Origin of the sequence: Microtetraspora sp. NBRC 16547, assembly GCF_030268965.1 — a bacterium.
Classification (GTDB): Bacteria; Actinomycetota; Actinomycetes; order Streptosporangiales; family Streptosporangiaceae; genus Microtetraspora.
Map to the genome: position 1 here is coordinate 34,959 of NZ_BSSE01000007.1, position 13,858 is coordinate 48,816.

The window sequence follows — 13,858 nt, forward strand, 5'->3', positions numbered from 1 at the left end:
TCCACATGGATCTCTGATGACAGGAGTGATCGATATGACCACCACCACGTACACCGTCAAGGGCATGACCTGCGGTCACTGCGTCAGCTCGGTCAAGGAGGAGGTCGGAGAGGTCGCCGGCGTCAAGAACGTCGAGGTGGACCTGGCCACCGGCCTGGTGACTGTCGACAGCGACGGCCCCATCGATGCGGCGACGATCGCGGCCGCCGTCGAAGAGGCCGGATACGAAGTGGTGGATTGATGATGAACACCCCCGCCAAGCTCGGAGCCTATGCCCTCGGCCTCGCCGTGGTCTTCGGCGCGACCTTCGGCGTCGGCACCGCCGTGGGCGGAGTCGGCACCCCGCCGGTCGCGAAGAAGCACACCGCCCACGGCGAAACCGGTGCCGCTGGTCACTCCGGCGGCTCAGACTCCGGCGGCTCCCCTACCCCCTCCGCGCAGGCGACCCCGGCCGGCGCGTCCATCCCGGGAGGGCTTCAGGTGTCCCAGAACGGCTACACGCTCACTCCGCTCACCACGACGGTCGAGCCGGGCACGAGCGTGGACTTCCGGTTCACGGTGACCGGGCCCGACGGCAAGCCGGTCACCGGCTACCAGGTGCAGCACGACAAGAAGCTCCACTTCATCCTCGTCTCCAGGGATCTCGCGCACTTCCAGCACCTGCACCCGGTCGAGGCCGGGGACGGCGTGTGGTCGGTTCCGCTGACCCTTCCCTCAGCCGGCGCGTACCGGATGTTTGCCGACTTCGCCCCCGAAGGCGGCAAGGGCATGACCCTCGGCGCCGACCTGTACGCCGCGGGCGAGTACGCTCCGAAGGCCCTGCCGAGCGCAGGCCGTACGGCGACGGTGGACGGATACACGGTCACCCTCGACGGCGACCTGGTCCCCGGCCGGGCGAGCCGCGTCACCCTGACGATCAGCAAGGACGGCAAGCCCGTCACCGACCTCCAGCCCTACCTCGGCGCGTACGGCCACCTGGTGGCGCTGCGCGGCGGCGACCTCGCCTATCTGCACGTGCACCCCGACGGAGAGCCGGGCGACGGCGAGACCCGGCCCGGCCCGGAGATCGTCTTCTACGCGGAGGTCCCCAGCCGCGGCGACTACCGGTTCTTCCTCGACTTCCAGCACGACGGCGAGGTGCGCACCACCGACTTCACCGTCCACGCGAACGACGCCCCGGCGTCCGGTGAGCGGCCCGGCGGCCACTCCGGTGACCACGATGAGTCCCAGTCGGGGTCCGGCGGGCACGGCGAGCACACGCACTGACGCGGGCGCGACGCGAGAAAGGAGAGACGATGTCTTCCGTCACCGGGTCTTCCGTCACCGGGTCTTCCACCACCGGGTCTTCCATCACCGACGACCGGGTCCACAGTTCGGTCGAGCTCTCGATCGGCGGCATGACCTGCGCGTCCTGCGCCAACCGGATCGAGCGCAGGCTCAACAAGATGGACGGCGTGACCGCGACGGTGAACTACGCCACCGAGAAGGCGAAGGTCACCTTCGCCGACGGGATCCTCCCGCAGGACCTGATCGCCGAGGTGGAGAAGGCCGGCTACACCGCGGCGCTGCCCGCACCGCCCCGCGAGGAGGACGAGAGCGGCGGCGGGCAGGAGGAGCCGGACGACGAGCTCCAGCCGTTGCGCACCCGGCTGATCACCGCCCTGGTTCTGGCGGTTCCGGTGATCGCAATGGCGATGATCCCCCCGCTGCAGTTCACCAACTGGCAGTGGTTGTCGCTGACGCTGGCCGCGCCGGTCGTGGTGTACGCGGGCTGGCCGTTCCACAAGGCGGCCTGGACCAACCTGCGCCACGGCGCGGCGACCATGGACACGCTGGTGTCGCTCGGCACGATCGCCGCGCTCGGATGGTCGCTGTGGGCGCTGTTCTTCGGCACCGCCGGCACCCCCGGCATGACGCACCCGTTCGACTTCACGATCCAGCGCAGTGACGGCTCCGGAAACATCTACCTGGAGGCCGCCGCCGGGGTGACCGCGTTCATCCTCGCCGGGCGCTACTTCGAGGCGCGGTCCAAGCGCCGTGCCGGCGCCGCGCTACGGGCCCTGCTCGAACTGGGCGCCAAGGACGTGGCGGTGCTGCGGGGCGGCGGCGAGGTCCGGATCCCGAGTGACCAGCTCGTGGTCGGGGACCGGTTTGTGGTCCGGCCCGGTGAGAAGATCGCCACCGACGGCGTGATCGAGGAGGGCACCTCCGCGGTCGACGCCTCGATGCTGACCGGCGAGTCCGTACCCGTCGAGGTACGGCCCGGCGACGCGGTGACCGGCGCGACCGTCAACGCGGGCGGCCGCCTGGTGGTCCGCGCCACCCGGGTCGGGGCCGACACCCAGCTCGCCCAGATGGCCAAGCTGGTCGAGGAGGCACAGACCGGCAAGGCGCAGGTCCAGCGGCTGGCCGACCGGATCTCCGGGATCTTCGTCCCGGTCGTGATCGCTCTGGCCCTCGGTACGCTCGGCTTCTGGCTCGGCACCGGGGACGGCGTGGGGGCGGCGTTCACCGCGGCGGTCGCCGTACTGATCATCGCCTGCCCGTGCGCCCTCGGCCTGGCGACGCCCACCGCGCTTCTGGTCGGGACCGGCAGGGGAGCCCAGCTCGGCATCCTGATCAAGGGACCCGAGGTGCTGGAGTCCACCAGGAAGATCGACACGGTCGTCCTGGACAAGACCGGCACGGTCACCGAGGGCAGGATGACCCTCGTCGAGGTGCACACCGCCGAGGGCGAGGCCGAGGCCGAGGTGCTCCGGCTCGCCGGAGCGCTGGAGCACGCCTCCGAGCACCCGATCGCGCAGGCCGTCGCCAGGGGCGCGGCCGAGCGGGTCGGCACGCTCCCGACGCCCGAGGACTTCGCCAACGTCGAGGGACTCGGTGTCCAGGGGGTCGTCGACGGCCACGCGGTGCTGGTCGGACGGCCGAAGCTGCTGGCCGAGTGGTCTCAGCACCTGCCGGTCGAGCTGGAGCGGGCGTTCACTGCGGCCCAGGCCACCGGCCGTACGGCTGTCGCGGTCGGCTGGGACGGCGCGGCCCGTGCCGTGCTCGTCGTCGCCGACACGGTCAAGGCCACCTCGGCCGAGGCCATCCGCGAGCTGCGCGCGCTCGGACTGACCCCGGTGCTGCTCACCGGCGACAACGAGGCCGTCGCCCGTACGGTCGCCGCCGAGGTCGGCATCGACGAGGTCATCGCCGAGGTGCTGCCCGCCGACAAGGTGGGCGTGGTCAAGCGCCTGCAGTCCGAAGGCCGTACGGTCGCCATGGTCGGCGACGGCGTCAACGACGCCGCGGCGCTCGCGCAGGCCGACCTCGGCCTGGCCATGGGCACCGGCACCGACGCGGCGATCGAGGCGTCCGACCTCACCCTGGTCCGTGGTGACCTGCGGGCTGCGGGCGACGCGATCAGGCTGTCGCGGCGGACCCTGCGCACCATCAAGGGCAACCTGTTCTGGGCGTTCGCCTACAACGTGGCCGCTCTGCCGCTGGCCGCCGCCGGGCTGCTCAACCCGATGATCGCGGGCGCCGCCATGGCGTTCTCCTCGGTCTTCGTGGTCAGCAACAGCCTCCGGCTGCGCGGCTTCAAGTAAAATCTGCCCACCGGTCGGGAGCGATACGAGGCAGCAAGTGAACGACGGCCTTCGGAGTGTTCCGAGGGCCGTCGTTCGTGCTTCTGACGATCCTCAGCCCCGAGGCCCCGAGGCCCCGAGGCCCCGAGGCCCCGAGGGCCTGCAGGGTTCCCAGGGGTCCCGGGTCTTCAGTGCGGTGGGCGGTGTCAGCAGCCGGGGTACGCGTCAGACGGGAGGTCGCCGCCGGTGAACGCAGTGACGAAATCGTCGGCGAGCCGGGAGATGGCCTCCCTGCCTTCGAGCCGCGACAGCCATCGTCGAGGCAGGGCGGCTTCGCCGTACCGCGCGCCGAGGATGTTGCCACAGACCGCTCCGGTGGAGTCGCTGTCACCGGAGTGGTTGACGGCCAGCAGCAGCGAACGCTCCACGTCGTCCCCGGCGGCGAAGTCTCCGGCGAGCAGAGCGCAGTAGACGGCGATCGCGAGCGCCTCCTCGGCGATCCACGCGCCACCGAGCGACTCCACCGCCTCGGGCGACGGGTTCCCCTTGGCCGCCAGCGCGACGGCCGCCCGTATCGCGGTGGTGGTCTCCTCGTGTGCGGGCTGCTCGGCGAGCAGGTCCACGGTGTCCTGTACGGCTCGCTCCAGTGGTGCACCCCGCAGGAGGAAGAAGACGAGCGCAGCGAACGCTCCGGCGGCGAGGTAACCGGTGGGATGCCCATGAGTGATCTGGGCGCACTCCGCCGCCAGCCGGAAGGCGTGACGTGCGTCGGAAGCGGCCAGACCGAACGGCGCTGACCGCATGACGGTGCCGCAGCCCTTGGAATCGGGGTTGACCGGTCCCGGCATTCCAGGCGCGGCCAGAGGACCCATCTCGGTACGCAGACCGGACAGACAGGCGTTGCCGGGAGCGCGGCGGGAGTACAGCCACGCCTCCTCACGAAGCCGGCCGGTGCGCACGAGATCGTCTCCAGGTGGCGGCAGGCGGTGGTTCTGGGTGTCCAGCCAGCGCAGATAGGCGTTGCGGACAATCGTCACCTCGGCACCGCCGATGCCTTTGTTCCGAGCGCGCAGGCGTGCGCGGATCAGCCCTTCCACGGTGAACAGCGTCATCTGGGTGTCGTCGGTGATCAGACCGACGGCGCCGCGCCAGTCGTGGACGAGGTCGGTCAGTCCGGCGTCACCGTGGACGCGCCGGATGGCAGCGATCGAGTCGAACTCCACCGGCGCGCCGAGCGCGTCGCCGATCGCCCCGCCCAGAAGGCAGCCGCGTACCCTGCCCCCGAAGGACAGCTCGCCCGTTCCGGTATCCGTCGTCGCGCTGTCGGCCACAGCGGTGATCTCCTCTCACACGGCTTGCTCCGACCGTAGCGAAAGATGACATGTCTGGCGCGAGCCTCCGGCCGGAGGAACGCCTGCCAGTCGTCGGCGCGGCCGGGCCGCTGTGATCAGTTGGCGCGTGATACGCGTCCGGGGCGGGGGCCGATGTAGGTGAATGCCCATCGGTTGTCGCCGACGCGGTGGAGTTGGTAGCGGTCGGGGTGTTGGTAGCGGTCGCGGTTGTGGAATTGGCAGGTGGGTCCGAGGTTGTCGAGGTCGGTGGCTCCTGCGTCGCTCCAGTTTTGGACGTGGTCGATCTGGCAGAGGTGGGCGGGTAGGTGGCAGTCGTCGACCATGCAGGTGGTGTAGCGGGCGAGGATGGCTCGCCGCTGTGTTCTGGTGGCGCGGCGGACGGTGCGTCCGACGTCCAGGACCCGTCCTTCGGCGTTCATGACCAGGCGGGTGAGGCTGGAGGTTGATGCCAGGCGGTGGATGTCGGTGATGGGGAGGAACTGTCCGGTGGCCAGCAGTAGGCCGGGCAGCGTCCGGCCCGAGATCAGCCCGCCAGGGGTCACCCAGTCAGACACCCGCCCCGTCCGCGACGTGCTCCGCCTACTGTGCGGCCCACTCGCCGTATCCCGTGACGTGCTTCGCCTGTCCCGCGATGTACTCGCTGTATTCCGCGATGGGCCGCCTGCGTCTTGTGACGTGCTTCGCCTATCCCGCGGCGCGCCGCCTGCGTTTTGCGGTGTGCTTCGCCTGTCCCGTGACGTACTCGCTGTAACTCGCGATGGGCCGCCCGTGGCTTGCGTCCGGTCTCGTTCGTCCGCTGTCGCGCGCGCTTCATCCCGGGTCGTGCCACGACCCTTGCGGGACGGCCTGCGTTCCTGTCCGGGCGTGTTCCGCCCGCTTGTGGACGGCTCCCGTTCGCGCCGTGGTTTGACCGGCTCTTGTCGTGTTGTGGGCGGCTCATCTGTGTCTGATGTCGAGGCTGTAGCGGGAGGTCCGCTCTCGGTCCTGGCGCCAGCCGCACTCGCGGCCGTGGTGGTTGCGTCGCTGAGGTGAGCAGCCGTGTGATGCGTCTGGGTGTCATCGGCAGCCGAGTCGCGGGCAGCCTCCTCGGAGCCGATGCTGTCGTGGTCGGCACTGTCCGGGGCTGCCATGTCGTGCGTGGCCGCCTCTTGCGTGTCGGTGCGCCGGGCCGGGGTGTCGTTGCCGGGGGCGGCTGGGGGGTCGTCGGGGAGGGACTCGGCGTTGATCAGAACCAGCAACTCGGTGCCGATCTGGTGTTCCAGCAGGGCGATCAGCGTGTCTGCGTTCCGCACCCGCAGCGGCCGGTCATCACCCTCGGCTTTGGGCTTGGCGTAGGCATCCAGCAGTGCGCGCAGTCGCGCGCCCGCCTCCCGGGGCAGCCGGAACTCCCCCTCCAGGCCGCCGGTGGAGCTTTCCCGCACGAGCAGGAAACGCTGCCGGTAGTCGGCCTCGGCGTCATCGGCCTCCCCATCAGGGTTCAGCACCGCGTGCAGGTAGCGGCCGGCCCGGGCGATCTCCGCCGGAGTCGCCTGCTCGGCGAGCGTGAGGAGGATCGGCTCGGCCAGCGCGGCCTGCTCATCGGTCAACCGGCCGGTCGCCGCGCAGATCGCCGTCACATACCCCTCCGCCAGGCTGCCGTCGGCGAACCGGGCCCGCACCGTGGGTAGGCGGGCCAGCTCCACCGCGAGCGCCAGCATCCGGCCCGCGCCCGCGACACTCATCCCGGCAGCGGTACGCAGCCAGGACTTGGTGGAGGCATGCCCGCACGCCTTGGCCTCACCGGCGGCATGCACCCGCTCCACCCGCGCCGCGATCGCGGAGATGAGCCGATCCCGCGCAAACAGCAGGTCTTCCGCCTCGGCCAGACACACCCCCGGCGAGTCAGGCACCACCGCCAATGCCAGCGCAGAGGCCGTCTCCCGGACCGAGGCCACCAACGGCCACGACACCCGACCCGTGCTGGAGGAAGAGGAGGGTGACGGCCCGTCAGACGGGTTCCCCGCACCTGGCGCATTTCCGGCACCGGGAACCTCGCCCATGGCAGTGGCATCGCGCTCATTGCGATCACTGGCGGTGTCGCTCGGGTCCGAAGTGTCGGGCTCACCGGTGCTGTTGGCGGTGCTGCGTGACATGCGGGGCTTGCGTCGGTAATCGGCAGCGCCGCTCATCTGGGAGCGACCGCGCTCGCTGTGATCCTTTGTGGTGCTGTCGTTCGTGAGGGAAACGCCCGGGGTGGCGGCGAATTCTGCCCCACTAAGGGTGGAATCGCTCATGCGCGACGTCGTGGCACCTGACTCGGGTGATAGGGGCGCGACGTTCCGGTCCGAAGAGTTTGGCTTTTCCCTTGGCCGTCCAGGGAGGGAAAGCGATATTTCGGGCGCGACTGATCTGGGCGGGATCGAATGGTCGATGTCGCGAACATGAGGAAGAAAGTCGTCAATTGCGAGGCCTGTACTCCAGTGGGGCATTCCGGAAATTTCGGCTGCTCCGGGTATGGTCACTCGATCCCACCAGTCGGAATTACAGGGGCCGGACTCCGAGCGGGCTGGTGGCTCGTCCGAAAAGAACCCGGAAGGTCCAAAGAGCTTGGCCACGCTCCACCCCCGATCAATAATTAGAACGCCTGTATGAATGATGTCAGGAATGCCTGTCGCAGGCAAGTCGAATTCGCAAATAATTTCGAAGTGAATATCGATATCCTATGTCGGGAAATATCGGGCGTTATCTTCAGCGTGTCCGTCCGCGAGGTTCTCGCGGGATCCCTGGGCGAAGCTACGAGCAGTCGGTCGCCAGCCTTCGGCGGTGCGAGAGCCGCGTCCGTGGCGCCCCGGATGCGTCCGCAGTGCCGGATGCGGGGATGAGGACGAAGGGCAGTGGACGACATCGCCGATCGGCGGACAGGTGGACCTTGCTGGTCGGCCCACCCCGCGAGCGGCCCGGCTTGGCTGCCGTCAGCCAGATCCGGCGTCGCAGTCGTAATCGCCGCCGTTCGCCTCGGTCCTCGTCCCCATCTTTGTCGTCTTGGGGGGTTTGCCCCTTTGGCGCAGCCCCTTTTCCTGTTCGGCGGCATCCTCGCTACGGCAAAGATCCACGAAACACTCCCTAGATCCAGCCCTGCCGGGAGGCCTGTACGCCGAGCTGGAAGCGCGTCTGGGCGCCGAGGACCTCCTGCAGCCTGGCGATCCTGCGGGCGACGGTGCGCTCGCTGACCCCGAGCTCGCGGGCGATGGACTCGTCGGTGAGCCCGGCGCTGAGGTAGCTGAGCAGCCTGCGTTCCCCGGCGGTGGGACCGGCGTCGAGGTCGTCGGCCTCCACGGTGGCGGCGAGCGGCACCGCCATTTTCCAGAACGACTCGAATATCCCGGCGAGTCCTGTCAGGAGGCCCGACGGCTGGACCGCGATGGCGTGGCGCGTCTCGCCGTCTCCCCGGAAGATCAGCAGTGCTTCGCGGTCGTCGCCGACGAGCATGTGGAGGGATATGTCGGGGAACACACGGGCCTGCTCGCCGGCCTCGACGCAGGCGCGCAGGGCGGCGAGCGCGGCGGGCCGGCGCAGGATCTCGGCTCCGTAGACCGCACGGATGACGACACCGCGGGCCAGCGCCTCGAGGGTGCCCGCCGCCACCCGCGGGGTCTCCTCGGGACGCTCGACCGGTCCGAGAACCAGCGCTCGTACCTCGCGCTCCGCCTGGTCGAGCAGCCGGCGCTCCATCGCCGCCGTGCCGTCCGCGGTGGCCACGCTTTCGAGGTAGCTCGCCGACCGCTGGTGATCCTGCCAGATCCTGGCCAGTACGGCGGCGCTCTGCCTGGCCAGCAGCGCCTCGCGTGCGCGGCGCTCGGCGTAGGACTCCAGGGCGCTGAGCGGGGGCAGCGGGGACACGTGGCCGTCGGCCACGGTGACCAGCCCCAGTGCCTCCAGCTCGGCCAGCGCCCGCTCGAGGTCTTCACGCAGCGCGGGCAGGGCCTCCACGGGGCTCTGGCCGGCTTGGGCCAAGGAGAAGTAGATCGCTTCGGCCGTCGGCGAGAGGCCGAGCGCCTGTAAGGGCTTCACCGTGTCGCTCACCTTCCCGAGGAGCCCCGAGGAGCCCCGAGGAGATCGCGGACGCAACCGAGGGCGCTCCCTGGTGGGTTCGTCTTTCCGTTTTCTGTCATATTCCGGACATGCCGGATCATGACACGTCAGGACCGTTCACAATCGATGTCAATAGTCTGGAGACTTTCGCCAAGTGCTTTCACGTCGAAGGAGCCCTTTTGCGTAAGCCCTTGGCCCTGCTGGCCGCCGCCGCCGTCGCCGCCGCCCTCACGATCGGCGCCCCGGCCTCGGCGCAGGCGACATCCCCCACCTCCGCGCTCGAGAGCGCGATCAACTCTCTGCACGTCGACGACGCCACCAAGGCGCGCTACCTCGAGACCATCAAGGCTCTGCCGGCCGACTGGCAGGAGCGGGCCGCCCGGTTCAAGGCCGGGCTGGGCGTCACCGGCTCTGCCTGGAACGAGCTGGCGCTCAGCGCCATCGATCCGAACGACTACAAGTGCGCGGACACCAGGCTGAGCGCGTGGCTCGACGAGCGGCTCGAGGGCGCGGACTTCTTCACGATCCTGATCGTGGTGATACTCGGCGGCCTGGACATCCCCGCGTACGACGCGTTGCTCTTCAACTCGGGCGACACCCCGCAGAGCTACGGCGAGAACGGTGAATACACCACTACCGTCACGCACGAGCTGCGCGATCTGAAGAAGTTCTGGGACATCAAGTCCGACGACATCCGCGGCGTCGCGATGCACGGCGACGTGCTCAAGGACGCCGACCGCACCGCCCGCGTCCTCGAGGTGCTGTGGGGACTGCCCGCCGGTGAGGGCAAGGACCTGGCCGACCTGCTGATCGAGGTGCTGGCCGCCGACCCGGTGCTCAACGCCGACAACCCGATCTTCACGTTCAACGCCTTCGCCTTCACCGCCGAGGGCGACCCGGACCCGATCGTGCAAGGCATCCCCGACAAGATCGTCATGGGTGACGGCATCATGAAGGGCATGGACGGGATCGGCCTGGGCGAGGTGGCCACCAAGTCCATCCTGGGCCACGAGTTCGGGCACCACGTCCAGTTCGAGGACGGCCTCTTCGACAGCCCGCTCACCGGCCCCGAGGCCACCCGCCGCACCGAGCTCATGGCCGACGCCTTCGCCGGGTACTTCCTCACCCACAAGCGCGGCGGAACACTCAACGCCAAGCGCCTGCTTCCCGCGGTCCAGTCCTTCTTCGAGGTGGGCGACTGCTCCTTCTCCAGCGACGGTCACCACGGCACGCCGAACCAGCGGCTGGCCAGCTCGTCGTGGGCCGTCGACCTGGCGCAGGACGAGCGGAAGCAGGGCCACATCATGCCCTCGATGACCTTCGCCAACCTGTTCGACGCCCAGCTGCCGATCATCGTCAAGCCGGACGCTCACTAGCACTGCCGACATCGGGGGCCGGTCGCCGGGCCGGCCCCCTTTCATGTCAGGAGACGCGCCGCACGAAGGCCAGTCGTTCGGCAGGGGTAAGGGACTCCAGCACGACCAGCAGCGCCAGCCCCACCGAGACGGAGCTCGTCACCGACGGCGTCCCCGCCGGATTGGACAAAGACCGGCCGCTACTGGTCGCCTGCGGCTCAGGTCGCCGGTCCTCCATCGCCGCCACGCTCCTGGCCCGCGAGGGCTACCGCCCCGTCGTGCTCGACGGCGCGGGCGTCCCCGACCTTGTTGCCGCCCGCGCGGCACGCGACGTCGGCTGATCGCCCCGCCGACCACCGGCCGATAACCGGCGGTCACACGGCCCGGTCTCAGACCCGCCGCTGACATGTGCCGGGCCGCGGGTCCCCGAGTCGGTCACCGCGCCTACAGGTCAGCCCGCCGGTCGGCCACGTAGCCGAAGATGTCGTCGGGCGCCCGCCTGAGTGCGGTCACGTCCACACGACGTCCTTGATCCCGTCACGCAGCAGGGCGAACGCGCGGTCGGCGGCGGCGACGGCCGACGGGTACACCTCATCCGCGCTCGTTGTTCCCGCGCTTGCTCGCTCCGTGCCGGTCCCCTCGGCGCCCGTTTCCCCTGTGCTCACTACCCCTGTGCTCACTACCCCTGTGCTCGTTTCCCCCGTGCTTGGCTTCTCCGTACTCGTTCCTTCCGCGATCGCCGACCAGTTGCGGCGTGCCAGCACCCGCTGGACCGCGATCACCTGACCGGCGAGGACACGCGCGGTGAGATCGTCCGTGGCCTCGCGGAGCGCGTCGGCGAGCGCTTCTTCGTCCATGGACATGTGGTGGAACAGCCGGGCCGCCAGGCTGGGAGTCGAGAAGACCATCCGGTGATAGCCGATCACCTCCTCGTGGTCGTTGAGGCCGGTGACGGGATCGCGTCGCGCCAGCCCGTCCAGGAAGTGATGATGCAGCGCGGTCAGCGGGTCCACCCCGGAAGCGCGCTGCCGTACGACGCGCGCGGCCTCGCCCTGGTGGTCGGCGATCCGGTGCAGGACGAGGTCTTCCTTGGTCGCGAAGTATTTGAACAGCGTGGGCTTGGAGACCTCCGCCGCCGCCGCGACCTCGGCGACGGACACCTCGTCGAAGCCCCGCTCAAGGAACAGCGATATCGCCGCCGCGGAGATCGCCTCATGGATGCGCTGTCGCTTGAGCCGACGAAGTCCTGTCACCCACCCAGCATACCAAACTATTAACCCGGTTAATGTATTAACTGAGTTAACTTAAGCTGGCCTGATGAGCGAACTCGAAAAGGAGAGGGCCTACGCGGCGCGATGCGGGACCGCGTTGCGCGCGATGCTGGACGGTGCCCGGCTGAACGTCGTCATCGGTGAGCAGGTGGCGGGCGACCGGTACAGCGCGGAGCGGCTCGGACGCCACCTCAAAAGCCTGGCCAAGGAGCTCGCCGAGGACACCGGAGGGCCGCCGTTCTTCGGCCGGATGGACTTCGGCGCCGGCGCGGACGCGGGCGATCATCGAGGCCGGCGCTACTACATGGGCCGCCGCCACATCTCCGGCGGCGTCGGCGAGCAGCCGATGGTGATCGACTGGCGCGCCCCGGTCGCCCGCTCGTTCTACCGGGCCGGCGCACGCTCCACGCAGGGCATCGCCGTACGCCGCCGGTTCGGCTGGGCGGAGGACGAGCTGACCGGATACGAGGACGAGCACCTCGACCAGGGCGAGGACCTGGCGGGCGCGAGCCGGATCGTCGCGACGGAGATCGAGCGCCCCCGCGTCGGTCCCATGCGCGACATCGTGGCCACCATCCAGCCCGAGCAGGACGATCTGGTACGCGCCGAACTGGAGGAGTCGATCTGCGTGCAGGGCGCTCCCGGCACGGGGAAGACCGCCGTCGGCCTGCACCGCGCCGCGTACCTGCTGTACGCCCATCGGCAGCGGCTCTCCCGCTCGGGAGTCCTGGTGCTGGGTCCCAACCCGGCGTTTCTGCGGTACATCTCGGCCGTGCTGCCCGTGCTCGGCGAGGTGGACGTCGAGCAGACCACCTTGGAGCACCTGCTCGCGGGGAGCCCGGCGCGGGCCGACGACAGCGCGGCGGCGGCCGCCGTCAAGCACGACGTCCGGATGGCGGCCGTGCTGCGCCGGGCGCTCTACGGCCGCGTGCGCAAGCCGGTCGAGCCGGTCACCGTTCCCGACGGCTCATACCGCTGGCGGGTGACCGTGGAGGAGTTCCGTCGCATCGTGGACGACACCCGGCGCGAGGCCACGCCGTACGCCGTGGGACGCGAGCGGGTGCTGTCTCGGGTCGTCTCCGTGCTGGGACGGCAGGCCGAGGCCCGGGGCCAGAACCTCAACGCGGCCTGGACGCGCCGGATGTCCCGCGCCGCCGAGCCGTCCGTCGACGCGGTGTGGCCCGCCGTACGGCCGGAGGAGGTCGTGGCGGAGGTCCTCGGCGACCCCGCCGTTCTGATGCGGGCCGCCGACGGCGTCCTGACCCCGGACGAGCAGGCGGCGATCCGCCGGACGAGGCCGCCGCGCACGTTCAAGAGCGCCCGATGGTCCACCGCCGACGCGGTGCTCATCGACGAGGTCGCCGGACTGCTCCAGCGCACGCAGGGCTATGGCCACGTGATCGTGGATGAGGCGCAGGACCTGTCGGCGATGCAGTGCCGGGTCATCGCACGCAGGAGTGAGTACGGCTCGATCACCGTGCTCGGCGACCTGGCGCAGGGCACGACGCCGTGGGCCGCCCGCGACTGGCACGACCTGCTCGCGCACCTGGGCAAGCCGAAGGCGCGGGTCATCGCGCTGACGACCGGCTTCCGCGTGCCCGCAGCGGTGGCCCGGCTCGCCAACTACCTGCTGGACGCGCTGGAGGCGGACGTGCCGCCGACGCGTTCCTTCCGGACGGACGGCCGTGTCCGCGTCACCCGCGTGTCCGATCTTCCGGACGCGACCGTCGCCGCGGTGCGTGACGCACTGCACCATGACGGATCGATCGCCGTGATCGCCCCCACCGCGTTGGTGGGCCTGCTGACGACTGCGCTGACGACCGCGCTGACGACCGCGCTGACGGGCGACGGTGCCGCGCCCGGCCCGCCGGGTACGACCGATCCCGCCGGTGTAGCGGGACCCGCCGACGCGGCGGACGGTCATGCCCGGGTCACCGTGCTGCCCGCGTCGCTGGCCAAGGGCCTGGAGTACGACCACGTGATCGTGGCCGAGCCCGCGGACATCGTCGAAGCGGAGGAGCGCGGGCTCAACCGGCTCTATGTGGTGCTGACCCGGGCGGTGTCCCGGCTCGACGTGCTGCACTCCCGCCCGCTGCCGGCGGGGTTCCCCCGATCGGTGGACGCCTGACGCGACCTGGGGATCAGGAGGTCGTCCGGCTCACGGCTCCGTAAGCGCCGAGTGGAAAACGCGCGGCGCTTACGCCATCGTGGACGCGCCCGTGATCGTCCGGACCACCTGA

General features: G+C 70.1%; 10 protein-coding genes. 6 read left to right on the forward strand and 4 right to left on the reverse strand.

Annotated elements, in window-relative coordinates; all coding sequences use genetic code 11:
• The first annotated feature begins 34 nt into the window (after positions 1-34).
• Genes QSK17_RS12645 through QSK17_RS12655 form a run of 3 tightly spaced genes read left to right on the forward strand, consistent with a single transcriptional unit; the run spans position 35 to position 3,590 of the window.
• Entirely contained in the window at positions 35-241 is a 207-nt protein-coding gene (locus QSK17_RS12645; protein ID WP_285704855.1) for a heavy-metal-associated domain-containing protein, read from the forward strand.
• A gap of 2 nt (positions 242-243) precedes the next feature.
• Positions 244-1,266, forward strand: a complete 1,023-nt coding sequence (locus tag QSK17_RS12650; RefSeq protein WP_285705047.1) for a DUF8832 domain-containing protein — start codon at positions 244-246, stop codon at positions 1,264-1,266.
• Between the two features lie 29 nt (positions 1,267-1,295).
• Positions 1,296-3,590: a heavy metal translocating P-type ATPase gene (locus tag QSK17_RS12655; RefSeq protein WP_285704856.1), complete on the forward strand. Its 2,295-nt coding sequence runs from the start codon at positions 1,296-1,298 to the stop codon at positions 3,588-3,590.
• 185 nt (positions 3,591-3,775) lie between these two features.
• Here the strand turns inward: QSK17_RS12655 and QSK17_RS12660 are convergent, their stop codons facing one another.
• The 3 genes from QSK17_RS12660 to QSK17_RS12670 all read right to left on the reverse strand — a co-directional run bounded on the left by QSK17_RS12660 (position 3,776) and on the right by QSK17_RS12670 (position 8,971).
• Positions 3,776-4,900 (reverse strand): ADP-ribosylglycohydrolase family protein, encoded by a 1,125-nt coding sequence (locus tag QSK17_RS12660; RefSeq protein ID WP_285704857.1) that lies wholly within the window; start codon positions 4,898-4,900, stop codon positions 3,776-3,778.
• 116 nt (positions 4,901-5,016) lie between these two features.
• Positions 5,017-6,870 carry a DUF222 domain-containing protein gene (locus QSK17_RS12665; RefSeq protein ID WP_285704858.1) on the reverse strand — a complete coding sequence of 618 codons (1,854 nt, stop codon included), beginning with the start codon at positions 6,868-6,870 and terminating at the stop codon, positions 5,017-5,019.
• Between the two features lie 1,153 nt (positions 6,871-8,023).
• Positions 8,024-8,971, reverse strand: coding sequence for a helix-turn-helix transcriptional regulator (locus QSK17_RS12670; protein ID WP_285704859.1), 948 nt, complete (start codon positions 8,969-8,971; stop codon positions 8,024-8,026).
• A gap of 200 nt (positions 8,972-9,171) precedes the next feature.
• Between QSK17_RS12670 and QSK17_RS12675 the strand changes: the two genes are divergently transcribed.
• Both QSK17_RS12675 and QSK17_RS12680 read left to right on the forward strand, forming a co-directional pair.
• Positions 9,172-10,368, forward strand: a complete 1,197-nt coding sequence (locus QSK17_RS12675; RefSeq protein WP_285704860.1) for a neutral zinc metallopeptidase — start codon at positions 9,172-9,174, stop codon at positions 10,366-10,368.
• A 161-nt stretch (positions 10,369-10,529) separates the two neighbouring features.
• Positions 10,530-10,688: a rhodanese-like domain-containing protein gene (locus QSK17_RS12680; RefSeq protein WP_285704861.1), complete on the forward strand. Its 159-nt coding sequence runs from the start codon at positions 10,530-10,532 to the stop codon at positions 10,686-10,688.
• Between the two features lie 168 nt (positions 10,689-10,856).
• Here QSK17_RS12680 and QSK17_RS12685 read toward each other — a convergent pair whose 3' ends face one another.
• The gene (locus tag QSK17_RS12685; RefSeq protein ID WP_285704862.1) at positions 10,857-11,600 is read right to left on the reverse strand and encodes a TetR/AcrR family transcriptional regulator; all 744 of its coding nucleotides are present in this window, start codon (positions 11,598-11,600) and stop codon (positions 10,857-10,859) included.
• Positions 11,601-11,664: 64 nt separating this feature from the next.
• Here QSK17_RS12685 and QSK17_RS12690 point away from each other — a divergent pair, with 64 nt between their 5' ends.
• Complete coding sequence (locus tag QSK17_RS12690) at positions 11,665-13,746, forward strand: HelD family protein (RefSeq protein ID WP_285704863.1); 2,082 nt, start codon at positions 11,665-11,667, stop codon at positions 13,744-13,746.
• The last annotated feature ends 112 nt before the right edge of the window (positions 13,747-13,858 follow it).